The following is a 22,696-nucleotide window of genomic DNA, read 5'->3' on the forward strand; positions in this document are numbered from 1 at the left end:
CGGATCAGCGGATCGGCGGGTCAGCGGGTCGTGAAGGTGAAGTCGTCCACGTCGTACAGGGCCCCGGTGCCGCGTCCCTTGAAGACGAGGTAGAGCGTGGTCGTGCCGCGCGGCGCCTTGGACAGGGAGGCGGTGACGTCCTGGAAGGTCTCCCAGCCGCCGGTGACCGGGACGGTCGCGCTGCCCAGGAGGCGTCCGGTGGGCGAGCCCGCGCGGACTTCGAGCCTGCCGCCCGTGCCGGCGGAGGAGACGCGTGCCGTGAGCTTCGTGGCGTTGCTCAGGACGTACGGCTCGAAGGAGATCCAGTCCTTGTTGTTGATGTCACCGACGGTCTTCGCGCCGTGCGCGCCGGCCCGCTCCGTGATGGTCACGCCCGCGGACTTGCCGAAGTGCTCGGCCTGGCGGTGCTTGGGCTGGACGACGGACTGGTCGTGGGTGGTGAGGGCCTGCTGGCCGCCGCCACCGCCGTCGGTGTACTCCGCGTCGAAGACTCCGAAGATGTTGGCGTCCTCGTCGTGGCCGCCGTCGGCGCTGGTCTGGATGGTGCCGGAGCAGCCGTTCGCCGAGGTGACCGGGTGGCCGTGGCTGTCGTGGCCGAGGACGAAGGTGACCTTCACCTTGGCGCAGTCGATGGTGCGGTCCTCCGGGTCGGTCACCCTCACCTTGAAGGGCACCGCCTCACCGAAGGCGAACAGCTGCCCGTCCTCGGGGAGTTGGAGCGTCACCTTGGGGGCGGTGTTGCCGACGACGATCTGCACGCTGGAGCTGCCGGTGCGGCCGTCGGGGTCCTTCGCCGTCAGGGTCGCGGTGTAGGTGCCGTTCGTCCTGTACCGGTGCGTCGGGTTGGCCGACGTCGACGTACCGCCGTCACCGAAGTCCCAGCTGTACGTGAGGGAGTCGCCGTCGGCGTCCGTGGAGCCGGCCGAGGAGAACTTGACCTTCAGCGGCGCCTGTCCGGACGTCTTGTCGGCGGCGGCCTGCGCCACGGGCGAGTGGCCGTCGGTCGCGTTCTCGATGCGGTAGAGGGCGGAGTTCTCGTCGCCGCCGAACCAGGCCAGGCCGTAGTCGAGGACGTAGAGCGCGCCGTCCGGCCCGAAGGCCATGTCCATGATCTGGGTGCCGGTCCACGGCACGTCGGCGATGGACCGCACGGTACCGTCGCCGTCCGCCGAGATCCGCTTGATCCACTGGCGGCCGAACTCACCGGCGAAGAAGTCCCCGTCGTACGCCTCGGGGAACTTGACCGGCGAGTCGAGCGCGGCGTCGTAGTGGTAGACCGGACCGCCCATCGGGGACTCGGAGCCGGTGCCGAACTCGGGCACGGACGCGCCGTCGTACGGGATCCAGGCGGCCTGGGCCGGGGGCAGGTCGGTGAGACCGGTGTTGTTCGGCGAGGTGTTCTTCGGCGCGGAGCAGTCGAAGGAGGCACCCGAGGTCTTCGTCGCGAAGTCGTAGTCCACGTAGGCGTCGTTGTCGCCCGTGCAGTACGGCCAGCCGAAGTTGCCGGGCTTGGTGACGCGGGCGAACTCGACCTGTCCGGCGGGGCCGCGCGCGGGGTCGGCGGCGCCGGCGTCCGGGCCGTAGTCGCCGACGTAGAGGATGCCGGTCTTCTTGTCGACGCTGAAGCGGAACGGGTTGCGGAAGCCCATCGCGTAGATCTCGGGGCGCGTCCGGTCCGTGCCCGGCGCGAAGAGGTTGCCCTCCGGGATCGAGTACGAGGCGTCGGCGTTCACCTTGACGCGCAGGATCTTGCCGCGCAGGTCGTTGGTGTTGCCGGAGGTGCGCTGGGCGTCGAAGACGGGGTTGCGGCCGGCGCGCTCGTCGATGGGCGCGTAGCCGTCCGACTGGAACGGGTTGGAGTCGTCACCGGTCGACAGGTAGAGGTTGCCGTCCGCGTCGAAGTCGATGTCGCCGCCGACGTGGCAGCAGATGCCGCGGGTCGCCGGGACGTCGAGGACCTTCTTCTCGCTGGCGTTGTCGAGGGTGCCGTCCTCGTTCAGGACGAAGCGGGAGAGGCGGTTGACGCCGTCGAAGGGCGCGAAGTCGGCCGCGGTGCCCGTCTCGGGGGCGTCGCCCGCCGGGGTGTCCAGCGGCGGGGCGTAGTAGAGGTAGATGAAGCGGTTGTCGGCGAAGCCGGGGTCGATGCCGACGCCCTGCAGGCCTTCCTCGTCGTGCGAGTAGACGTCGAGCTTGCCGGCGAGGCGGGTGTTGCCCGCGCTGTCGGTGATCCGCAGCTCGCCGTCGCGCGAGGTGTGCAGCACCGAGCGGTCCGGGAGGACGGCCAGCGACATGGGCTCGCCGGTCTCCGGCTCGCCCTTGGCGAGGGTGACCTGCTGGAAGTCCTCCGCGGCGGCCGGTGCGGCGGGGGCCGCGCCCGGGTCCGCGGTGGCCGCACCCGCCGGGGGTGTGGCGAGGGTGAGTGAGGCGCCGGCGAGGAGTGCGCCGGTGAGCAGGGCGAGCGTCTTGCGCAGCCGTGCCTTCGGGCGGCCTCGGTGGCTCCCCGTCGCGGTGCTCTCGGCTCCGGTGCTCTCGGTTCTGTCGGTGCTGGTGGGGTCGTTCGCGTGCACGGGTGCCTCCAGTGATGGGGCTGGTGGTTCATGCGGGTGCGATACGCCGGGGTGCGCCGTCACCCCGGAAGGAACTCTGTGCGGGGGATGGCTAGTCGTTGCCGCCGAAGGCCGCGTCGAAGGAGGCGGTCGGCGGTTCGAAGTCGAAGGCCTTCAGACGGGCGAGTGCCTCGGGTGCGCCCTGGAGGCGGTCCATGCCCGCGTCCTCCCACTCGACCGAGATCGGTCCCCGGTAGTCGATGGAGCGCAGCATCCGGAAGACGTCCTCCCAGGGGACGTCGCCGTGGCCCGCGGACACGAAGTCCCAGCCGCGGCGCGGGTCGCCCCACGGGAGGTGCGAGCCGAGGCGGCCGTTGCGGCCGTCGAGCCGCTTGCGCGCCTCCTTGCAGTCGACGTGGTAGATCCGGTCGCGGAAGTCCCACAGGAAGCCGACCGGGTCGAGGTCCTGCCACACGAAGTGCGAGGGGTCGAAGTTCAGCCCGAAGGCGGGCCGGTTGCCGACCGCGTCCAGCGCGCGCCGCGTCGTCCAGTAGTCGTACGCGATCTCGCTGGGGTGGACCTCGTGGGCGAACCGCACGCCCTCGGCGTCGAACACGTCGAGGATGGGGTTCCAGCGCGTGGCGAAGTCCTCGTAGCCGCGCTCGATCATCGACTCGGGGGCTGGCGGGAACATCGCCACCAGGTGCCAGATCGCGGAGCCGGTGAAGCCGATGACGGTGTCGACGCCGAAGGCCGCCGCGGCGCGCGCGGTGTCGGCGATCTCGGCCGCCGCCCGCTGCCGTACGCCCTCCGCCTCGCCGTCGCCCCAGATGCGCGCGGGCAGGATCGCCCGGTGGCGCTCGTCGATGATGGCGTCGCAGACGGCCTGGCCGACCAGGTGGTTGGAGATGGCCCAGCACTTGAGGCCGTACTTGTCGAGCAGCTCCCGCCGGGAGTCCAGGTACGCGGGGTCCGCGAGGGCCTTGTCGACCTCGAAGTGGTCTCCCCAGCAGGCGAGTTCGAGTCCTTCGTATCCGAAGTCGCGGGCGAGGCGGCAGACCTCTTCGAGGGGCAGGTCGGCCCACTGGCCGGTGAACAGCGTGAAGGTGCGCGGCATGGGGACTGGCCTTCCTCAGCTGGCTATGGGGGTGAAGACGGAGTTCTTCTCGGCGCTCTCCTCGACCGCGGCGAGGACGCGCTGCACCTGCAGTCCGTCGGCGAAGGAGGGCAGCGGCCGCCCGCCCTCCGCGACGGCGTGGACCAGGTCGCGGGCCTGGTGCACGAAGGTGTGCTCGTAGCCCAGGCCGTGGCCCGGCGGCCACCAGGCGTCCAGGTAGGGGTGGTCGGGTTCGGTGACGAGGATGCGGCGGAAGCCGGCGTGCGTGCCGGGTTCGGTGCCGTCGTGGTAGTGGAGTTCGTTGAGGCGTTCCAGGTCGAAGGCCAGCGAGCCCTTCTCGCCGTTGAGTTCGATACGCAGGGAGTTCTTGCGGCCGGTCGCGAACCGGGTGGCCTCGAAGGAGGCGAGGGCTCCCGAGGCGAACCGTCCGGTGAACAGGGCCGCGTCGTCGACCGTGACGGCCCCGAGCTCGCCGCCGCCGGACGCCGAGAGGCCGCTGGAGGCACCGGAGAGCAGCGGCCGCTCCCGTACGAAGGTCTCGGTGAGGGCGGACACCCCGGTCACCGGCTCCCCCGCCAGGTACTGCGCGAGGTCGACGATGTGGGCGCCCAGGTCGCCGAGCGCCCCCGAGCCGGCCGTCTCCTTGCGCAGCCGCCAGGTCAGCGGGAAGTCGCGGTCGACCAGCCAGTCCTGGAGGTATGTCACCCGTACGTGGCGCAGGGCGCCGACACGGCCCTCGGCGACCATCCGCCGGGCCAGCGAAGTGGCGGGCAGCCGGCGGTAGTTGAAGCCCACCATCGCCACCTGGCCGCGGGCGGCGGCGGCCTCGGCGGCCTCGGCCATCGCCTCGGCCTCCTCGACCGTGTTGGCGAGGGGCTTCTCGCACAGCACGTGCTTGCCCGCGGCGAGCGCGGCGATGGCGATCTCGGCGTGGCTGTCGCCGGGGGTGCAGACGTCGACGAGGTCGACGTCGTCGCGGGCGATCAGGGCCCGCCAGTCGGTCTCGGCGGCCGCCCAGCCGAGCCGGTCGGCCGCCACCCGTACGGCTCCCGCGTCACGGCCGCAGACGGCGGCGAGGACGGGCCGGAGCGGCAGGTCGAAGACGCGGCCCGCGGTACGCCACCCCTGGGAGTGGGCGGCGCCCATGAACGCGTATCCGACCATGCCCACGCCCAGCGGGGGCCGTGCGGCCACCGCTTCGGCCTGTGCCCCGGCCTGTGCCTCGTCGGGCTGCTGCGGCTGTCCCATCGGGAGGTCCTCCTCTTCGTCGTGGCGCGGTGGGGGGCGCTCCTGCCGGGCGCCCCTGAAAGAACAGGCGCACGGCCTACTTGAAGCCGGTGGGCAGGTACGTCTTGACGTTCTCCTTGTCCACGACCGCCGAGTAGAGCGTCAGCGACGAGGGGATCTCGAACTCCGCGAGGCCGCCGACCCCCTTGCCCTGACCGAGCGCGCGGGCGAGGTCGATCGCGGAGGCGGCCATGGTGGGCGGGTAGAGGACGGTGGCCTTGAGGACGCTGTTGCCCGCCTCGATGGCCTGCATGGCGGACAGCGCGCCCGCCCCGCCGACCATCAGGAAGTCGTCCCGTCCGGCCTGCTCGATGGCGCGCAGGGCGCCGACCCCCTGGTCGTCGTCGTGGTTCCACAGCGCGTCGAACTTCGACTGGGCCTGCAGCAGCTGGGACATCTTGGCCTGTCCCGACTCGACGGTGAAGTCGGCGGCCTGGCGGGCCACCTTCTTGATGTTCGGGTAGTTCTTGAGCGCCGCGTCGAAGCCGGCCGTGCGCTGCTTGGTGAGTTCCAGGTTGTCGAGTCCGGCCAGTTCGATGACCTTGGCGTTCTTCTTGTCCTTGAGCTGCTCGCCGATGTAGTGCCCGGCGTTGAGACCCATGCCGAAGTTGTCGCCGCCGATCCAGCAGCGGTACGCCTGCGGGGAGTTGAAGACGCGGTCGAGGTTGACCACCGGGATGCCGGCCCGCATGGCCTTGAGGCCGACCTGGGTGAGGGCCTTGCCGTCGGCCGGCAGGATCACCAGGACGTCGACCTTCTTGTTGATCAGCGTCTCTATCTGGCCGATCTGGGCCGCGGTGTCGTTGGAGCCCTCGGTGATCTCCAGCGTCACGTCCTCGTACTTCTTGGCGCGGTTCTTCGCGTTGTCGTTGATCGCGTTGAGCCAGCCGTGGTCGGCCTGCGGGCCGGCGAAGCCGATGGTGACCTGCTTGCCCTTCTTGTCGTCGGCGGCGGGCTGGTCGTTGGAGGCCGGCTCGTCGTCGGACTCGTTGCTGGTGCAACCGGTGAGCAGGACGCCGGCCGAGACGGCGGCGGTGCCGAAGAGCAGTCCTCTGCGGCTCGTGAGCTCTGGCATGTGGGTGGTCCCTTTCCTCAAGGCGTGTCCCCCGGGTCGTGCGGGGGGTACTGCTTCGCGTACTGCGCGGGTCCTGCGCGTGCGGCTCTACGTGGTGTTCGCGGTGCGGCGCTGGACGAGCACCGCGGCGACGATGATCGCGCCCTTGGCGATCTGCTGGACGTCGCTCTGCAGGTTGTTCAGGGCGAAGATGTTCGTGATCGTGGTGAAGATCAGGACCCCGAGCACCGAACCGGTGATGGTGCCGCGCCCGCCGGTGAGCAGGGTGCCGCCGATGATCGCGGCGGCGATGGCGTCGAGTTCGTACAGGTTGCCGTTGGTGTTCTGGCCCGAGCCGGACAGGATGATCAGCATGAAGGCCGCGATGCCGCAGCACAGTCCGGAGAGCAGGTAGAGGTAGAGGCGCTGGCGGCGTACGTCGATGCCGGCGAGCCGGGTCGCCTCCGCGTTGCCGCCGACGGCCACCGTGCGCCGGCCGAAGGTGGTGCGGTTCAGCACGAGCCAGCCGATGATCGTCACGACCGCGAACATCAGGACCAGCGGCGGGACACCGAGGATGTAGGAGTCCCGCTCGCCGAGGTCGAGGATGCCGTCGATGGTGACGACCTGGGTGTTGCCGTCGGTGATCTGCAGGGCGAGGCCGCGGGCCGAGGCGAGCATGGCGAGGGTCGCGATGAACGGCACCATGGCGCCGTAGGCGATCAGCAGCCCGTTCACCAGGCCGCAGCCGACGCCGACGAGCACCGCGGTGAACAGGACACCCACGAAGCCGTACTCCTGGGTGGCGACGGTGGTCGCCCACACGGAGGCGAGCGCCACGATCGCGCCGACGGACAGGTCGATGCCGCCGGAGGTGATGACGAAGGTCATCCCGACGGTGACGACGCCGATCACCGAGGCCTGGGTGAGGACGAGTTGGAGGTTGCGGGTGTCGAGGAACTCGTCGGGCCTGGTGATGCCTCCGATGAGGATCAGGGCGGCGAGCACCCCGAGCAGTGACAGGGTGCGGACGTCGGCGCGGGCCACGACCACCTGCCACGGACTGGGTTCCACCTGCGGTGACAGCTTCGGGGTGTCGTCCCTGGGCGGGGACACGGGCTGCGTCATGACGCCGGGCTTCCTTCCATGACGAGGTCGAGTACGCGGTGTTCGTCGAGCTCCTGGGCGGGCGCCGTGTGGACGACCCGGCCTTCCCGGAGCACCAGGACGCGGTCGGCGAGGCCGAGGACCTCGGGTACTTCGCTGGAGACCATGAGCACGGCCAGGCCGTCGTCGGCGAGGCGGCGGATGACGGCGTACAGCTCGGCGCGGGCGCCGACGTCGACGCCGCGGGTCGGTTCGTCGAGCAGCAGCACCCGGCAGCCGCGCAGCAGCCAGCGGGCCAGGACCGCCTTCTGCTGGTTGCCGCCGGAGAGCGTGCGGATGAGGGCGGACGGGTTGTCGGGGCGCAGCGACAGCTCGCGGGTCGCCTTGCGCGCCGCGTCCCGTTCGGCGTTCCGGTCCAGCCAACCGCCGTAACTGAAGCGGGACATGGAGGACACGGAGACGTTGCGGGTGACGGACTCCAGCATCAGCAGGGCCTGTGCCTTGCGCTCCTCGGGGGCGAGCCCGAGGCCGGCGGCGACGGCGGCCCGGACGCTGCCCGGCTTCAGCTGCCTGCCGTCGACGCGGACCTGTCCGGCAGTCGGTCTGCGGGCGCCGTAGATGGTCTCCAGGATCTCGGAGCGGCCGGAGCCGACGAGTCCCGCGAGGCCGACGATCTCGCCGGGGCGCAGGGTGAGGTCGAGTGCCTCGAACTCGCCGTGCCGCGACAGGCCTTGGACCTCCAGCACCGGCTCGGGCAGGTCCTGGTGCCCCGGTCGCGGCGGGAAGACGTACTCGACGTTGCGGCCCGTCATCAGCGCGACGACCTCACGGGTGGGCGTCGACTTCGCCGGCAGGCCGTTCGCCACCGCGCGGCCGTCCTTCAGCACCGTGACCCGGTCGCCGATGCGGCGGATCTCCTCCAGGCGGTGCGAGATGTAGACGACGGCGACGCCCTCGGCGGTGAGGTCCCCGACGATGCGGAAGAGGTTGTCGACCTCGTCCGGGTCGAGGGCCGCGGACGGTTCGTCCATCACGATGAGGCGGACGTCGTGGGAGAGCGCCCGGGCCATGGAGACGATCTGCTGGTGGGCGGCGGACAGTTCGCCGACCAGCCGGGCGGGATCGATCTCGGGGTGGCCGAGTCGCTTGAGGAGCGCGGTGGTCGAGGCGCGTGCTTCCTTCCCGCGTACGACGAATCCGGCGGACGTCGGTTCATGGCCGAGGTAGACGTTCTCGGCCACCGACAGGCCTTCCACCAGGTCGAGTTCCTGGTAGATGGTGGCGATGCCCAGGCGCATGGCGGCGATCGGCGAGCGGAGCGTGACCCGCTCGCCGCGCCAGCCGATGCTGCCGTCGTCCGGCTGGTGGGCGCCGGCCAGGACCTTGATGAGCGTGGACTTTCCGGCGCCGTTCTGGCCGAGGAGGCAGTGCACCTCACCGGGCAGGACGTCGAGGTCGACGCCGTCGAGGGCCCGGACACCGGGGAACGACTTGGTGATGCCGGACATCGTGAGAAGGGGTGGTTCTGGTGCCATGACGGTTCCCCTCGGCGTGTGGCCGGTCGGCGTGCGGGCCGGTTTCAGGGCAGGGCGGAGTAGAGGCGGGGGCGGAAGCCCGGTGTGCGGGTGTGAGGTGCCGCAGCGGCCGTGCGGGCAGGTGCGGTGGGGCGGCTCAGGACGGGGTGCTTGCCGGGGCGGGTCGGAGGAGTGGCGTGGGTGCGGCTGCGGAGGCGGGCGTCACGCGGGTGAGAACAGGTGGTCGCTGATGAGCCGGGCCGCGCCGATGACTCCGGCGGTGGGACCCAACTCCCCCAGCACGATGGGGAGGTTGCCGGTCGCGAGGGGCAGCGACTGGCGGTAGACCTGGGTGCGGATCGCGGCGAGCAGGGTGTGGCCGAGGCCGGTCACCCCGCCGCCGATCACCACCAGGCCCGGGTTGAAGAAGCTGACGAGTCCGGCGATGACCTGGCCGGTACGGGTGCCGCCCTCGCGGATCAGGTCGAGCGCGGTGGCGTCACCCGCGGCAGCGGCGGCGGCGACGTCGACGGCGCTCAGGGCGCCCGCCGCCTCCAGTCGTGCCGCGAGTTCCTGGGAAAGCCCCTGGTGGGCGGCGTCCGTGGCGTCGCGGGCCAGCGCGGCCCCGCTGAAGTGGGCCTCCAGGCAGCCCCGGTTGCCGCACGCGCACGGGCGGCCGTCCGGCACGGCCTGGATGTGGCCGATGTCGCCCGCGCTGCCCGTCGTACCGCGGTAGACCTCACCGCCGACGACGATCCCGCAGCCGATACCGGTGCCGATCTTGACGCAGAGGAAGTCGCCCACGGAGCGGGCCACGCCCGCGTGCTGCTCCCCCATCGCCATCAGGTTCACGTCGTTGTCGACCATGACGGGGCAGCCGAGGTCCTGGCTCAGCGCCTCGCGCACCGGGAACCCGTCCCAGCCCGGCATGATCGGCGGGGCGACCGGGACGCCCTCGGGGAAGCGGACCGGTCCGGGTACCCCGATGCCGGCGCCGTCGAAACCCTCCGCGAGCCCGGATGCCTTCAGTTTCGCGGCCATGGCGAGTACTTGCTCGAAGACCGCGACGGGTCCCTCGCGTACGTCCATGGGCTGGTTGATGTGTCCCAGCACCTCCAGCTCGGCGTTGGTGACGGCGACGTCTATCGAGGTGGCCCCGATGTCGACGCCCAGGAAGCGCAGCGCGGGAGCGAGCCGGATGTTGTGGGACCGGCGCCCGCCGCGCGAGGCGGCGAGGCCGTCGGCCACCACGAGGCCCGTCTCCAGGAGCCGTTCGACCTCCACGGCCAGCTTGGACCGCGAGAGGTCCACCTGGTCCCCCAGCTGCGCCCGTGAGTTGGGGCCGCCGTCACGCAGCAGTGTGAGCAGCCGCGCCTGATGGGCGTTCCCAGGTCGCGCAGTCATACGTCTCACGAGCCCCTCCCCGCCTCATCGGCACCGCTGTCGTTGCTTTCGAGGGGAACGTAGCAGTGGCTGCCGAACCTGGGAAGAAGTTGCGCAGGATTTACCCACGACTTTTTCCACTGAGAGGACAAAGGAAGGTGCGGCGGCGCCTTGGGCGGGCGGGGCCCGCCCGGCCGTCCGGTTCGCCGTCCGCGGGTGCGTCGTGGCGGGCCGCGCGGTTCCCCGCGCCCCTTCGGGGGCTCAGTCGCGGGGGCGGGCGTGGTACGTCGCGCGGGTGTGCTCCGTGTGGGCGCGCATGACCTCGGTCGCGCGCTGTTCGTCGCGCGCCGAGATCGCAGCGATCAGGTCGCGGTGCTCGATCCAGGACTGCCGGCCGCGCTGCCGGGCGACCGGTGTGTAGTACCAGCGCACGCGCCGGTCGACCTGCGCGGCCAGCTCGGCCAGGACCGTGTTGCCCGCGAGCTCCATGACCTTGGCGTGGAAGCGGGCGTTGGTCGCGACCGCGGCGTCCACGTCGTCGGCGCCGACCGCCTCCTCGCCCCGGGCGCACAGCTCCTCCAGGACGGCGATGCCCGAGGTGCCCGTGTTGGCCGCCGCGAGCCGGGCGGCCTCGGCCTCCAGGAGCGTGCGCACGGTGAGGAGCTGGTCCGCCTCCGCCTCGGTCGGCTCGTGCACGAACGCGCCCTGCGCGGGCCGCAGATCGACCCAGCCTTCGGTGTTCAGCCGCTGCAGTGCCTCGCGCACGGGCTGCCGGGAGACGCCGAGGTGCCCGGCCAGTTCGCTCTCGACGAGGTGCTGGCCGGGCTGGAGGGACCGCGTGGTGATCAGTTCGAGCAGGGCCTCGTAGACGCGGTCCCTGAGCGGGCCCGGCCGTTCGAGCTTCGGCACCGACCCCTGCGGCAGTCCGGTCGACAACATCGCGGTCCCCCTCCTGGGCGGCGGCTCGCGCACCGGCGGCACGGCGGCCTGACAGCCAGTATCAATTGTCTTTCGTCTACAGTCTACGGCGCACAATGGCCAGGCCGAGGGGGCGTCGACCTCGTCACACTTCGTCGAAACCGCAGGTCATGGGCAGTGGATGACCTGCCCCGCGTACGACAGGTTTCCGCCGAAGCCGAAGAGGAGCACGCGGTCGCCGGCGGTGATCTCGCCGCGTTCGACGAGCTTGGACAGGGCGATCGGGATGCTCGCGGCGGAGGTGTTGCCGGACTCGACGACATCGCGGGCGACGACGGCGTTCACGGCGCCGATCTTCTCGGCGAGGGGCTCGATGATCCGCAGGTTCGCCTGGTGCAGCACGACGGCGGCGAGGTCCTCGGGCGCGAGCCCGGCCCGCTCGCAGGCCTTGCGGGCGATGGCGGGCAGCTTGGTGGTGGCCCACCGGTAGACGCTCTGGCCCTCCTGGGCGAACCGCGCGGGGGTGCCCTCGATGCGTACCGCGTTCCCCATCCCGGGCACCGAACCCCAGAGCACGGGCCCGATGGCACTCTCCTCGGCCGCCTCGACGACCGCGGCCCCCGCGCCGTCCCCGACGAGCACGCAGGTCGTACGGTCCGTCCAGTCGGCCACGTCGGACATCTTGTCGGCGCCGATCACCAGGACCCGGGTCGCGCCACCGGCCCGTACGGCGTGGTCGGCGGTGGCCAGCGCGTGGGTGAAGCCCGCGCAGACCACGTTGAGGTCCATGACGGCCGGCGACGGGATGCCGAGGCGGGCGGCGACCCGGGCGGCCATGTTGGGCGAGCGGTCGACGGCGGTGGAGGTGGCCACCAGGACGAGGTCGATGTCCTCGGGGGTGAGGCCCGCGGCCGCCAGGGCCTTGGCGGCGGCGTGCGCGGCCAGCTCGTCGACGGGTTCGTCGGGTCCGGCGATGTGGCGCGTACGGATGCCCACCCGGCTCGTGATCCACTCGTCGCTGGTGTCGACCAGCTCCGCCAGGTCCTCGTTGGTGAGGACCCTGGCGGGCTGGTAGTGGCCGACGGCGGTGATACGTGAGCCGTTCATGGGCGGTCCCCCTGGTTGCCTGGGTAGCGGGACTCACCAGTCTGTGCAGATACCCACGGGTACGGGGACACGTAAAGTCACAGGAATGGCGGTTCACCCTTGTCGGCTTCCGTCAGGCCTTCGGACGCCCGAACACCTACCCTGCGGGCGTTCGGGCGGCCGCGGCGCGATCACCCCGTGAACAGCTGGGTGGCTTTGCGCACGAGTTCGTACAGACCATAGGCCAGCGGAGCACCCACCCAGACCCAGGCGAACACGATCAAAGGGCGGCGGTCGGGCACCGGCCCGTCCGGCAGGGCACTGTCAGGCGGACTGCTGTCCTTCGTGGACATCGGCGGCCTCCTTCCGGGCGGGGACGTGATGGCGGGCGTCGACGGGCCGGACGAGTTCGTTGGCGACGAAGCCGACCGCGAGCAGGCCGATCATGATGACCAGTGACAGTCCGTACAGGGACGCCCCGGACTTCCCGGCCTCCTCCTGCCGGTCCGCGATCCAGTTGACGATCAGGGGGCCGAGGACCCCGGCCGTGGACCAGGCGGTGAGCAGCCGTCCGTGGATGGCGCCGACCTGGTAGGTGCCGAAGAGGTCCTTCAGGTAGGCGGGGACGGTCGCGAAGCCGCCTCCGTAGAAGGAGAGGATCACCAGCGCGGCGATGATGAACACCGGCTTGGAGGAGTCCCCGACCCAGGCGATGAGCGCGTACATCAGCGCGCCGACGCCCAGGTAGACGCGGTAGATGTTCTTGCGCCCGATCAGGTCGGACGTGGAGGACCAGCCGATGCGGCCCGCCATGTTGGCGGCCGAGAGCAGCGCGACGAAGCCGGCCGCCGCCGACACCGTGACGGGTGCCGAGGTGTCCGCGAAGAAGTCCGTGATCATCGGTGCGGCCTTCTCCAGGATGCCGATGCCCGCGGTCACGTTCATGCAGAGCACGATCCACAGGAGCCAGAACTGCGGGGTGCGCACGGCGCTGTTCGCGGAGACCTGCACACCCTCCAGCGGGGCCGGGGTGCCGTCGGCCGCGGTCTTCGCGGGCCGCGGGACGCGCACCAGCAGCACACCGAGCGACATGAAGACGGCGTACGTCAGTCCGTGCACGAGGAAGGCCAGCGCGATGCCCGAGCTGTCCGAGCCGAAGGAGTCGAGCATCTGCGCGGACCACGGCGAGGCGATCAGCGCGCCGCCGCCGAAGCCCATGATGGCGATGCCGGTGGCCATGCCGGGCCGGTCCGGGAACCACTTGATGAGCGTGGAGACGGGCGAGATGTACCCGATGCCGAGGCCGATGCCGCCCACGAAGCCGTAGCCGAACACGATCAGCCAGTACTGCTCGGTGGCGGCGCCGAGGGCGGCGAGCAGGAAGCCCGAGGAGAAGCAGACCAGGGCGACCGTCATCGCCCAGCGCGGCCCGTTGCGCTCCACCAGCGTGCCGCCGAACGCGGCGGACAGGCCGAGCATCACGATGCCGAGCTGGAAGGGCAACGCGCTCTGGGTGCCGCTGAGGTCGAGCGCGGACTCCAGGGACGGTTTGAACACGGACCAGGCGTACGCCTGGCCGATGGAGAGGTGGACCGACAGGGCCGCGGGCGGGACCAGCCAGCGGCTCCAGCCCGGTGGGGCTATGGGGGGACTCATGATCCGGACGATAGGAAGCGGTGGTCCGGTTGGGAAGGCGGGCCACCCCGACTCGTCGACCGTATGCGGTGAACGGTATGCGGGGTGCGGTGAACGGTCGTTTCCGGCCGACGAACGGTATCCGCGGCCGAACTGCGCACCTGTACCGGGGGTGTTCGGAAGGCGACCCTCAGCGAGTTCCGGGCCGGCGCCGGCGGAACTGCGGCCCGGCGGCCCGCACGTTCCAGGTGCTGCGCGAACCCTTGCTGCCCCAACTCCCATACTGTAGACAATATTCAGTCGACACAGTTCGCCATGGTTCAACGCTGCTCAGCGTCTCCTCGGTACCCTCGACCGAACGGAGCCCTCAAGTGAAGGTCGCAGTTCTCGGCGCCGGTGCGATCGGCGCCTACGTCGGAGCCGCGCTGCACCGCGCGGGTGCCGATGTGCACCTCATCGCCCGTGGACCGCATCTCGCGGCCATGAGGCAGCACGGAGTGCGCGTGCTCAGTCCGCGCGGTGACTTCACCGCCCGGACCCACGCCACCGACGACCCGGCCGAGGTCGGCCCGGTCGACTTCGTCCTCCTGGGCCTGAAGGCCAACTCGTACGCGGCGTGCGGGCCGCTCATCGAGCCCCTGCTCCACGACGGCACCGCGGTGATCGCCGCCCAGAACGGCATCCCCTGGTGGTACTTCCACCGGCACGGCGGCCCGCACGACGGCCACCGCGTCGAGAGCGTGGACCCCGGCGGCGCGGTCAGTGCGGTGATCGCGCCCTCCCGGGCCATCGGCTGCGTCGTCTACGCGGCCACCGAGCTGGCGGGACCGGGAGTGGTCCGCCACCTCGAAGGCACCCGGTTCTCCATCGGCGAGCCCGACCGGACGGTCTCGGCGCGCTGCACCGCGTTCGGCGGGGCCATGGTGGCCGGCGGGCTCAAGTGCCCGGTGGAGACGGACCTGCGCAACGACATCTGGCTCAAGCTGCTCGGCAACATCTCCTTCAACCCCATCAGCGCCCTGGCCCGCGCCACCATGCGGCAGATGTGCCTGCACGGCGGCACCCGCCGGGTCATCGAGATCATGATGACCGAGACGCTCGCGGTCGCCGAGGCCCTGGGCTGCCGGGTGGGCGTCTCCATCGAGCGGCGCCTGGCCGGCGCGGAGCGTGTCGGCGACCACCGCACCTCCACGCTCCAGGACCTGGAGCGCGGCAAACCGCTCGAACTCGACGTGCTGCTCGCCGCCGTCGTCGAACTCGCGGAGATCACCGACGTCCCGGTGCCCACGCTCCGCACCGTCCACGCCATCTCGGACCTGCTCGCCCTGAGGACCGCCGCATGAGGAGCACCATGCAGAATCTGAGGAACGCAGCATGAGGAAGCGAGACCGAACCCCCAGGACGTACAAGCGGCTTCAGTATCCGCTGGTCCGCGACTCCCGTGACGAGCCCTTCCGGCGCGCCGGCTGGGACGAGGCCCTGGACCGGGTCGCCCGGGGCCTCGGCGCGGCGCGCGGCGCGTTCGGCCTGTTCTCCTGCGCCCGCGCGACCAACGAGATGAACTACGTGGCGCAGAAGTTCGCCCGCGTGGTCATGGGCACCAACAACGTCGACTCCTGCAACCGCACCTGTCACGCGCCCAGCGTGGCGGGCCTGTCCGCGGCCTTCGGCTCGGGCGGCGGCACCTCCTCGTACGCCGAGGTCGAGCACACCGACCTCGTCGTCATGTGGGGCTCCAACGCCCGCTTCGCGCACCCGATCTTCTTCCAGCACGTCCTGAAGGGGATCAGGAACGGCGCCCGGATGTACGCGGTCGACCCGCGCCGCACCTCCACGGCCGAGTGGGCCGAGAGCTGGCTCGGGCTGAACGTCGGCACGGACATCCCGATGGCGCACGCGATCGGCCGGGAGATCATCCGGGCGGGACTCGCGAACGAGGCGTTCGTCGAGCGGGCCACCACCGGCTTCGAGGAGTACAAGCAGCTCGTCGAGCCGTGGACGCTGTCCCTCGCGGAGAAGGTGACGGGCGTACCGGCCGCCGCGATACGGGACCTGGCGCACGCCTACGCCCGCGCCGAGCGCGCCCAGCTGTGCTGGACACTCGGCATCACCGAGCACCACAACGGCACGGACAACGTCCGCGCGCTCATCAACCTCTCCCTCCTGACGGGCCATGTCGGGCGCTTCGGCTCGGGGCTGCAGCCCCTGCGCGGGCAGAACAACGTGCAGGGCGGCGGCGACATGGGCGCCATCCCGAACCGGCTGCCCGGCTTCCAGGACATCCTCGACCCGGGCACCCGGCTGAAGTTCGAGTCCGCGTGGGACACCGTCATCCAGCCGCACCACGGGCTGAACCTGACGGAGATGTTCGAGGCCATGGAGGAGGGCACGCTCAAGGCCGTCTACTGCATCGGGGAGAACCCGGCGCAGTCGGAGGCCGACAGCGGACAGGCCGTACGCCGTCTGGGGGAGCTCGACTTCCTCGTCGTCCAGGACATCTTCCTGACAAAGACCGCCGAGCTGGCGGACGTCGTCCTGCCCGCGACCGCCGGCTGGGCCGAGACCGAGGGCACGACGACCAACAGCGAGCGGCGTGTTCAGCGGGTGCGCCGGGCGGTCACCCCGCCCGGTGAGGCCCGCGAGGACATCGACATCCTCTGCGACCTGGCCTCCCGCCTCGGCCACGAGTGGAAGTACGCGGACTCCGAGGCCGTCTGGAACGAGCTGCGGTCGGTGTCCCCGGACCACTACGGCATGACGTACGAGCGGCTGGCGGAGCACCAGGGCATCCAGTGGCCCTGCCCGCAGACGGACCGGATCGAACCGACCTACCTGCACGGCAGGCTGTGGGAGTCCGATCCGGCCGCCCGGGGCCGTCCCGCGCCCTTCGGACTCGTCCAGCACGACCCGCCCGTCGACCTGACGGACGAGGAGTACCCGATCCGGCTGACCACCGGGCGGCGGCTCGACTCCTACAACACCGGGGTGCAGAGCGGCAGTTTCGCCTCGCCGCTGCGGCGCGGCGAGTTCGTCGAGCTGTGCCCGGAGGACGCGGAGCGCTACGGCGTGACGGTCGGCGAGCAGGTACAGGTCTCCTCGCGGCGCGGCTCGGTGACGGCCCCGGTGTGGGTCGACACCGCGCTGCGGCCCGGCCTCGCGTTCATGACCATGCACTTTCCCGACGAGGTGGACACCAACCAGCTGACGATCGAGGCGAACTGCCCGATCGCGGGGACGGCGGAGTTCAAGGCGTCGGCGATCCGGATCGAAAAACTGCCGGTCGCTCTTCAAGTGAGGTGATGTCAAGTGGACCTGCACTTCGGTGACAGCAAGCCGACGGACGAGGAACGGGCGGCGGTCGACGCGCTGCTCGGTCCTCCGGAGTCCTCGTGGGAGGGCGCCGACCGCAGCGACGCCGATCTCCGGTGGGCACGCGGCGGGCGGGCGGCCCGGGAACGCCGTGACCTGCTGTTGCCGGGGCTGCACGCCGTCAACGACCGGATCGGCTGGATCAGCGAGGGCGCCCTCGACTACCTGTGCCGGCGGCTGACGGTGCCGCCGGCGGAGGCGTACGGGGTCGCCACCTTCTACGCGATGTTCTCGGTGAAGCCGCGCCCGGCGACGGTCCTGCAGGTGTGCACGGACCTGGCGTGCGCGGCGGCCGGCGCCTCGGAGCTGTGCGCCGGGGTCGAGGCCCGCCTCGGCCTCGGCAGCGGCGTCGGCGTCGAGCGCAGCCCCTGCCTCGGCCTGTGCGAACGGGCTCCGGCCGCGCTCGCCGTCAAGGCGGGCGATCCGGTGCGTACGGCCGTGTCGGCGCCCGCGACCGTCGAGCGGGCCGTGCTCGCGGCGAGCTCGCCCGGCTCGGCGCCCGAGGAGCCCTCCGCCGCGCTGGCGGTCCCGCAGGCCGGGGACCCCTCCCTGATGCTGCTGGGCCGGGTCGGCGTGGTCGATCCGGCGTCGCTCGACGACTACCGGGCGCACGGCGGTTACACGGCCCTGCGCCAGGCCTTCGCGATCGGCCCCGCCGGGGTCATCCGCGAGGTCACCGACGCGGGCCTGGTCGGGCGCGGCGGCGCCGCCTTCCCCACCGGCCGCAAATGGCAGGCCACGGCGTCCCAGCCCGACCACCCGCACTACCTGGTGTGCAACGCCGACGAGTCCGAGCCCGGCACCTTCAAGGACCGCGTGGTCATGGAGGGCGACCCGTACTCCCTGGTGGAGGCGATGACGATCGCGGCGTACGCGGTCGGGGCGCACAAGGGCTACCTCTACCTGCGCGGCGAGTACCCGCGGGCCCTGCGCCGCATGGAGCACGCCGTCGGACAGGCACGGGCGCGCGGACTGCTCGGGGACGACGTCCTCGGCCAGGGGTACGCCTTCGACATCGAGATCCGGCGCGGCGCGGGCGCGTACATCTGCGGTGAGGAGACTGCCCTCTTCGCCTCCATCGAGGGGTACAGAGGAGAGCCGCGGTCGAAACCGCCCTTCCCCGTGGAGAAGGGTCTGTTCGGCAAGCCGACCGCCGAGAACAACGTCGAGACGCTGGTCAACGTCCTGCCGATCCTCACCGGCGGGGCCTCGGCGTACGCGGCGATCGGCTCCGGCGCCTCCACCGGGCCGAAGCTGTTCTGCGTGTCGGGCAGCGTGGACCGGCCCGGGATCTACGAGCTGCCCTTCGGCGCGACGCTCGGCGAACTCCTGGACCTGGCGGGCGTACGCGGCGGCCTGCGCGCGGTCCTGCTGGGCGGCGCGGCCGGCGGCTTCGTACGGCCCGACGAGCTGGACATCCCGCTCACCTTCGAAGGCACGCGGGCGGCCGGCACGACGCTCGGCTCCGGGGTCGTGCTGGCCTTCGACGACACGGTGCCGCTGCCGCGCCTGCTGCTGCGGATCGCCGAGTTCTTCCGGGACGAGTCGTGCGGGCAGTGCGTGCCGTGCCGGGTCGGGACCATGCGCCAGGAGGAGGCCCTGCACCGCATCGTCGAGCGGACCGGCGCGGACGCGGCGGCCGACATCACGCTGCTGCGGGAGGTGGGCCGGGCCATGAAGGACGCCTCGATCTGCGGTCTGGGCCAGACCGCGTGGAACGCCGTGGAATCCGCCATCGACCGCCTGGGGGCGTACGAATGACCGTGACAACGCTGGGGATCCCCCGCCGACTGCTGGAGTTCACCCTCGACGGTGAGCCCGTGCGGGCACCGGAGGGCACGACGCTCCTCGACGCCTGCCGGTCGGCGGGCAAGGACGTCCCGACCCTGTGCCAGGGCGACACCCTGACCCCGAAGAACGCCTGCCGGGTGTGCGTGGTCGAGGTGGAGGGCGCGCGCACCCTGGTCCCGGCCTGCTCCCGCAAGGCCGAGGCGGGCATGGAGGTGCGCACGGACACCGAGCGGACCCGGCACAGCCGCAAGGTCGTCCTGGAGCTCCTCGCGTCCTCCGTCGACCTCTCCACCACCCCGGAGGTGGCCGGCTGGCTGAAGGAGTACGAGGCGAAGCCCGACCGCTTCGGCCCCGACGCGGCCCGCGTCGACGAGGAGCCGAGGGTCGACAACGACCTCTACGTGCGGGACTACGGCAAATGCATCCTCTGCTACAAGTGCGTGGACGCCTGCGGCGACCAGTGGCAGAACAGCTTCGCCATCTCGGTCACCGGACGTGGTTTCGACGCCCGCATCGCCGTCGAGCACGACGGGCCGCTCACCGAATCGGCGTGCGTGTACTGCGGCAACTGCATCGAGGTGTGCCCGACGGGTGCGCTTTCGTTCAAATCGGAGTTCGACATGCGTGCGGCGGGTACGTGGGACGAGTCGGCGCAGACCGGGACCACCACGGTGTGCGCCTACTGCGGAGTGGGCTGCAACCTCACCCTGCACGTACAGGACAATGAGATCGTCAAGGTCACCTCACCGCACGACAACCCGGTGACCCACGGCAACCTCTGCATCAAGGGCCGCTTCGGCTACCAGCACGTACAGAACCGGGACTGATCAGGACATGGGACGAGTCACGGAACGACGCAAGGTGATCCGCATCCGCGACGGGGCGGTCTCCGCCCGTCCGGACACGCTCGTCGCCGAGGAACCACTGGAGATCAGGCTCAACGGGAAACCCCTCGCGATCACGATGCGCACCCCGGGCGACGACTTCGCGCTCGCGGCGGGCTTCCTGGTCAGCGAGGGGGTTCTCGGCCGGGCCGACGAGCTGCGGAACATCGTCTACTGCGCGGGCGCGACGGTGGACGGCTCCAATACCTACAACATCGTCGACGTGCGCACGGCGCCCGGCCTCGTCATGCCGGACATCACGCTCGAACGCAACGTGTACACGACGTCGTCCTGCGGGCTGTGCGGCAAGGCGAGCCTGGACGCGGTCCGCACGACGGCCCGCTGGCCGATCGACGACACGCACGGCGACACGACTCCCCCGGTACGGCTCGAACCCGAACTGCTCGCGAGCCTCCCCGACCGGCTGCGCGCGGCGCAGCGCGTGTTCGACCGGACCGGGGGTCTGCACGCGGCGGCCCTGTTCACCGAGGACGGCGAACTCGTCGACATCCGCGAGGACGTGGGCCGGCACAACGCGGTCGACAAACTGATCGGCCGCGCCCTGCAGAACGGCACCCTGCCGCTCTCCCGCACGGTGCTGCTGGTCTCGGGGCGCGCCTCCTTCGAGCTGGCCCAGAAGGCGGTGATGGCCGGTATCCCGGTGCTCGCCGCGGTCTCGGCGCCGTCCTCGCTGGCGGTCGACCTGGCCGCCGAGTCGAACCTGACCCTGGTCGGCTTCCTCCGCGGCGCCTCCATGAACGTGTACGCGGGCGAGCACCGCATCGCCCTGCAGGCCGCGGCCGCCCAGGGCTGACCGGTCTCCCCGCGACACGACGGCGGGGCCCCGATCCGGCGGGGAGCGCCCCCTGCGCCGGAGGGGCCCCTCCGTAGCGATGCCGCCACGGGTGAAGTTCTCGCGCCACGGCCGTGCGCGCTTCTTGTGAGGTGCCTGGGAGCCCAGTACCGTCTGTCGCGCGCACACCGGACATGGGATGTCCGGATGTCAGGACGCATGAAGGGCAGGTCGCACCATGCCGTCGAGCCTTCGCGCACACCCCCGCATCCCCGGCCCGGCCGGACGGCACAGGCCGGGGAGGACCGCCGTCACCGCCGCGCTGACGGCGGTCCTCACCACCACCGCGCTGCTCGCGCTGCCGGGCACCGGCCACGCCCGGCCCGCCTCCCCCTCCGCCTCCGCGCCCGCATCCGACGGGAGCGCCGGTGCCGCCGCCTTCGAGCAGCAGGTGCTCTTCAAGGCCTCCCAGGACCCCGGGTACGCCTGCTTCCGGATCCCGGCCGTCGTCCGGACGACGAAGGGCACGCTGCTGGCGTTCGCCGAGGGCCGGGTGAACGACTGCAGCGACGCCGGCGACATAGACCTCGTGCTCAAGCGCTCCGCCGACGGCGGCCGCACCTGGGGCCCGCTCCAGGTGATCAACGAGGGCGCCGGCGACACCCACGGCAACCCCGCCCCGGTCGTGGACCGCGGGACGGGCCGGATCGTGCTGGCCGAGACGTACAACACGGGCCGTACCGACGGCGGCAACTGCGCCGTCCCGTGCGACCGCACCCCGCACCTGCAGCACAGCGACGACGACGGCCGCACCTGGTCCGCGCCGCGCGACCTCAGCGACGAGATCCTGCCCGCGCACTGGAACTCCTGGTACGCGACCGGCCCGGTGCACGGCATCCAGCTGACCCGCGGCCGGCACGCGGGCCGGCTGGTCCTCGGCGTCAACACCGAGACCTGGGACGGCAGCCGCGTCGGTGCCAACCACGCGGCGCTCGTCGTCAGCGACGACGGCGGCGACCACTGGCGGATCGGGGCGACCGACTCGTACCCGACAGCGGCCGACGGCACGTTCCGGCAGAAGCCGTCCGAGGTGACCGTGACCGAGCGGGCCGACGGCACGGTCCTCGTCAGCGGGCGCGAGCAGGACGGCACCGACCTCGGCCACCGCAGCCAGGCGTTCAGCACCGACGGCGGCGAGAGCTTCGCCGCGCCGTTCCGCGCCCTGCCCGACCTCTACACGCCCCAGGTCCAGGGCTCCACGCTGCGCCTGGGCGACCGGCTGCTGCTCGCCTGCCCGGGTGACCCCGACCGCCGCCGCACGATGATGATCCGCTCCTCGTACGACGGCGGGCGCACCTGGGACAGCGTCGACCGCGGCACGGTGGTCACCACCGACTGGTCCGGCTACTCGGACCTGGTGGGCATCGGCGGCGACACGATCGGCCTGCTGTACGAGGGCGGCGCGGTGGACGCGCGCGACGAGATCCGCTTCGCGCGGTTCACCGAGGACCGGCTCGCGCCCCGCCGCGGCCCGGACCCGACCACCGCCGACCTCGCCCCCGGCGCGCCCCGCGCCGCGGTCCTCGGCGGGGCGAAGCGGACGGACGGCGTGCACGGCGGCGCCCTCGCCTTCGACGGCGCCGACGACGCCGTACGCCTGCCGTACCGCGCCGGGCTGCGGCTCGGGGCCGCGGACTTCACGGCGTCGCTGTGGTTCCGCTACACGGCGACGACGGGCGAGCAGCCGTTGCTGTGGATGGGCGGGGTCGGCACCACCCAGCCGCAGGTGTGGCTGCGCGGCGAGCCCGCGGACGACCGGCTGCAGGGCCTGATCACCGTCCGGGACGGCGCGGGCGCCCCGCGGTCCGCGTCCGTGCGCACGGACGGCGCGTACAACGACGGGCGGTGGCACCACCTGGCGCTGCGCCGGGGCGCGGGACGGCTGGCGCTGTTCGTCGACGGGACCGCGGCCGGCACGGCGGCCGACGTACCGGGGTCAGTGAGCCGGAACTCGCCGTTCGGGGTGCACGTCGGCCAGAAGCTCGACAGCCGCGCCCACTTCACCGGCGCCATCGACGACGTCCGGGTGCACGACCGGGCGCTGGGCGACGACGAACTGGCCGCGGAGCGGGCCCCGGCCGGGCCGGTGACACCGGACACCGTCCTGTGGCTGCCCATGGACCGGGTGCGCGCGAGCCACTAACGTCCCGGG

17 protein-coding genes are annotated in these 22,696 nt (G+C 71.8%); 6 read left to right on the forward strand and 11 right to left on the reverse strand.

What is annotated here, in order from left to right:
- Positions 1-20: 20 nt before the first annotated feature.
- From QFZ75_RS07335 to QFZ75_RS07385, 11 genes are all read right to left on the reverse strand, one after another.
- A complete protein-coding gene (locus QFZ75_RS07335; RefSeq protein WP_373465821.1) occupies positions 21-2,567 on the reverse strand; it encodes a PQQ-dependent sugar dehydrogenase in 2,547 nt (848 codons plus the stop codon).
- 91 nt (positions 2,568-2,658) lie between these two features.
- On the reverse strand, positions 2,659-3,663 hold the full coding sequence (locus QFZ75_RS07340) for a sugar phosphate isomerase/epimerase (protein WP_307534837.1): 1,005 nt from the start codon (positions 3,661-3,663) through the stop codon (positions 2,659-2,661).
- 15 nt (positions 3,664-3,678) lie between these two features.
- Positions 3,679-4,911: a Gfo/Idh/MocA family protein gene (locus QFZ75_RS07345; RefSeq protein ID WP_307534839.1), complete on the reverse strand. Its 1,233-nt coding sequence runs from the start codon at positions 4,909-4,911 to the stop codon at positions 3,679-3,681.
- Positions 4,912-4,987: 76 nt separating this feature from the next.
- Entirely contained in the window at positions 4,988-6,025 is a 1,038-nt protein-coding gene (locus tag QFZ75_RS07350; protein ID WP_307534841.1) for a substrate-binding domain-containing protein, read from the reverse strand.
- An 87-nt stretch (positions 6,026-6,112) separates the two neighbouring features.
- Complete coding sequence (locus QFZ75_RS07355) at positions 6,113-7,132, reverse strand: ABC transporter permease (RefSeq protein ID WP_307534842.1); 1,020 nt, start codon at positions 7,130-7,132, stop codon at positions 6,113-6,115.
- Positions 7,129-8,646, reverse strand: coding sequence for a sugar ABC transporter ATP-binding protein (locus QFZ75_RS07360; RefSeq protein WP_307534844.1), 1,518 nt, complete (start codon positions 8,644-8,646; stop codon positions 7,129-7,131). The genes QFZ75_RS07355 and QFZ75_RS07360 overlap by 4 nt, the downstream gene beginning before the upstream one ends.
- A gap of 201 nt (positions 8,647-8,847) precedes the next feature.
- The gene (locus QFZ75_RS07365; protein ID WP_307534846.1) at positions 8,848-10,029 is read right to left on the reverse strand and encodes an ROK family protein; all 1,182 of its coding nucleotides are present in this window, start codon (positions 10,027-10,029) and stop codon (positions 8,848-8,850) included.
- Between the two features lie 240 nt (positions 10,030-10,269).
- Positions 10,270-10,947 carry a GntR family transcriptional regulator gene (locus tag QFZ75_RS07370; protein ID WP_307534848.1) on the reverse strand — a complete coding sequence of 226 codons (678 nt, stop codon included), beginning with the start codon at positions 10,945-10,947 and terminating at the stop codon, positions 10,270-10,272.
- Positions 10,948-11,094: 147 nt separating this feature from the next.
- A complete protein-coding gene (locus QFZ75_RS07375) occupies positions 11,095-12,033 on the reverse strand; it encodes a beta-ketoacyl-ACP synthase III (RefSeq protein ID WP_307534849.1) in 939 nt (312 codons plus the stop codon).
- A gap of 170 nt (positions 12,034-12,203) precedes the next feature.
- Positions 12,204-12,365 (reverse strand): hypothetical protein, encoded by a 162-nt coding sequence (locus QFZ75_RS07380; RefSeq protein WP_307534851.1) that lies wholly within the window; start codon positions 12,363-12,365, stop codon positions 12,204-12,206.
- Positions 12,337-13,668, reverse strand: a complete 1,332-nt coding sequence (locus QFZ75_RS07385; RefSeq protein ID WP_307534853.1) for an OFA family MFS transporter — start codon at positions 13,666-13,668, stop codon at positions 12,337-12,339. The genes QFZ75_RS07380 and QFZ75_RS07385 overlap by 29 nt, the downstream gene beginning before the upstream one ends.
- 350 nt (positions 13,669-14,018) lie before the next feature.
- Between QFZ75_RS07385 and QFZ75_RS07390 the strand changes: the two genes are divergently transcribed.
- From QFZ75_RS07390 to QFZ75_RS07415, 6 genes are all read left to right on the forward strand, one after another.
- On the forward strand, positions 14,019-14,990 hold the full coding sequence (locus tag QFZ75_RS07390; protein ID WP_307534855.1) for a 2-dehydropantoate 2-reductase: 972 nt from the start codon (positions 14,019-14,021) through the stop codon (positions 14,988-14,990).
- 31 nt (positions 14,991-15,021) lie between these two features.
- On the forward strand, positions 15,022-16,947 hold the full coding sequence (locus QFZ75_RS07395; RefSeq protein ID WP_307534856.1) for a molybdopterin oxidoreductase family protein: 1,926 nt from the start codon (positions 15,022-15,024) through the stop codon (positions 16,945-16,947).
- A 6-nt stretch (positions 16,948-16,953) separates the two neighbouring features.
- Positions 16,954-18,777 carry an NAD(P)H-dependent oxidoreductase subunit E gene (locus QFZ75_RS07400; protein WP_307534857.1) on the forward strand — a complete coding sequence of 608 codons (1,824 nt, stop codon included), beginning with the start codon at positions 16,954-16,956 and terminating at the stop codon, positions 18,775-18,777.
- The gene (locus QFZ75_RS07405) at positions 18,774-19,634 is read left to right on the forward strand and encodes a 2Fe-2S iron-sulfur cluster-binding protein (RefSeq protein ID WP_307534858.1); all 861 of its coding nucleotides are present in this window, start codon (positions 18,774-18,776) and stop codon (positions 19,632-19,634) included. The genes QFZ75_RS07400 and QFZ75_RS07405 overlap by 4 nt, the downstream gene beginning before the upstream one ends.
- Positions 19,635-19,641: 7 nt before the next feature.
- On the forward strand, positions 19,642-20,505 hold the full coding sequence (gene fdhD, locus QFZ75_RS07410) for a formate dehydrogenase accessory sulfurtransferase FdhD (protein WP_307534860.1): 864 nt from the start codon (positions 19,642-19,644) through the stop codon (positions 20,503-20,505).
- Between the two features lie 217 nt (positions 20,506-20,722).
- On the forward strand, positions 20,723-22,687 hold the full coding sequence (locus tag QFZ75_RS07415; RefSeq protein WP_307534862.1) for an exo-alpha-sialidase: 1,965 nt from the start codon (positions 20,723-20,725) through the stop codon (positions 22,685-22,687).
- Positions 22,688-22,696: the final 9 nt, after the last annotated feature.

This window comes from Streptomyces sp. V3I8, from assembly GCF_030817535.1.
GTDB lineage: Bacteria > Actinomycetota > Actinomycetes > Streptomycetales > Streptomycetaceae > Streptomyces.

Excerpts from the sequence above, each read along its gene's own strand:
- QFZ75_RS07395 (WP_307534856.1), top strand. The coding sequence starts at position 15,022 with ATGAGGAAGCGAGACCGAACCCCCAGGACGTACAAGCGGCTTCAGTAT.
- QFZ75_RS07375 (WP_307534849.1), bottom strand. The coding sequence starts at position 12,033 with ATGAACGGCTCACGTATCACCGCCGTCGGCCACTACCAGCCCGCCAGG.
- fdhD (WP_307534860.1), top strand. The coding sequence starts at position 19,642 with ATGGGACGAGTCACGGAACGACGCAAGGTGATCCGCATCCGCGACGGG.
- QFZ75_RS07345 (WP_307534839.1), bottom strand. The coding sequence starts at position 4,911 with ATGGGACAGCCGCAGCAGCCCGACGAGGCACAGGCCGGGGCACAGGCC.
- QFZ75_RS07360 (WP_307534844.1), bottom strand. The coding sequence starts at position 8,646 with ATGGCACCAGAACCACCCCTTCTCACGATGTCCGGCATCACCAAGTCG.
- QFZ75_RS07370 (WP_307534848.1), bottom strand. The coding sequence starts at position 10,947 with ATGTTGTCGACCGGACTGCCGCAGGGGTCGGTGCCGAAGCTCGAACGG.
- QFZ75_RS07340 (WP_307534837.1), bottom strand. The coding sequence starts at position 3,663 with ATGCCGCGCACCTTCACGCTGTTCACCGGCCAGTGGGCCGACCTGCCC.
- QFZ75_RS07365 (WP_307534846.1), bottom strand. The coding sequence starts at position 10,029 with ATGACTGCGCGACCTGGGAACGCCCATCAGGCGCGGCTGCTCACACTG.
- QFZ75_RS07380 (WP_307534851.1), bottom strand. The coding sequence starts at position 12,365 with ATGTCCACGAAGGACAGCAGTCCGCCTGACAGTGCCCTGCCGGACGGG.
- QFZ75_RS07350 (WP_307534841.1), bottom strand. The coding sequence starts at position 6,025 with ATGCCAGAGCTCACGAGCCGCAGAGGACTGCTCTTCGGCACCGCCGCC.
- QFZ75_RS07415 (WP_307534862.1), top strand. The coding sequence starts at position 20,723 with ATGCCGTCGAGCCTTCGCGCACACCCCCGCATCCCCGGCCCGGCCGGA.
- QFZ75_RS07355 (WP_307534842.1), bottom strand. The coding sequence starts at position 7,132 with ATGACGCAGCCCGTGTCCCCGCCCAGGGACGACACCCCGAAGCTGTCA.
- QFZ75_RS07405 (WP_307534858.1), top strand. The coding sequence starts at position 18,774 with ATGACCGTGACAACGCTGGGGATCCCCCGCCGACTGCTGGAGTTCACC.
- QFZ75_RS07385 (WP_307534853.1), bottom strand. The coding sequence starts at position 13,668 with ATGAGTCCCCCCATAGCCCCACCGGGCTGGAGCCGCTGGCTGGTCCCG.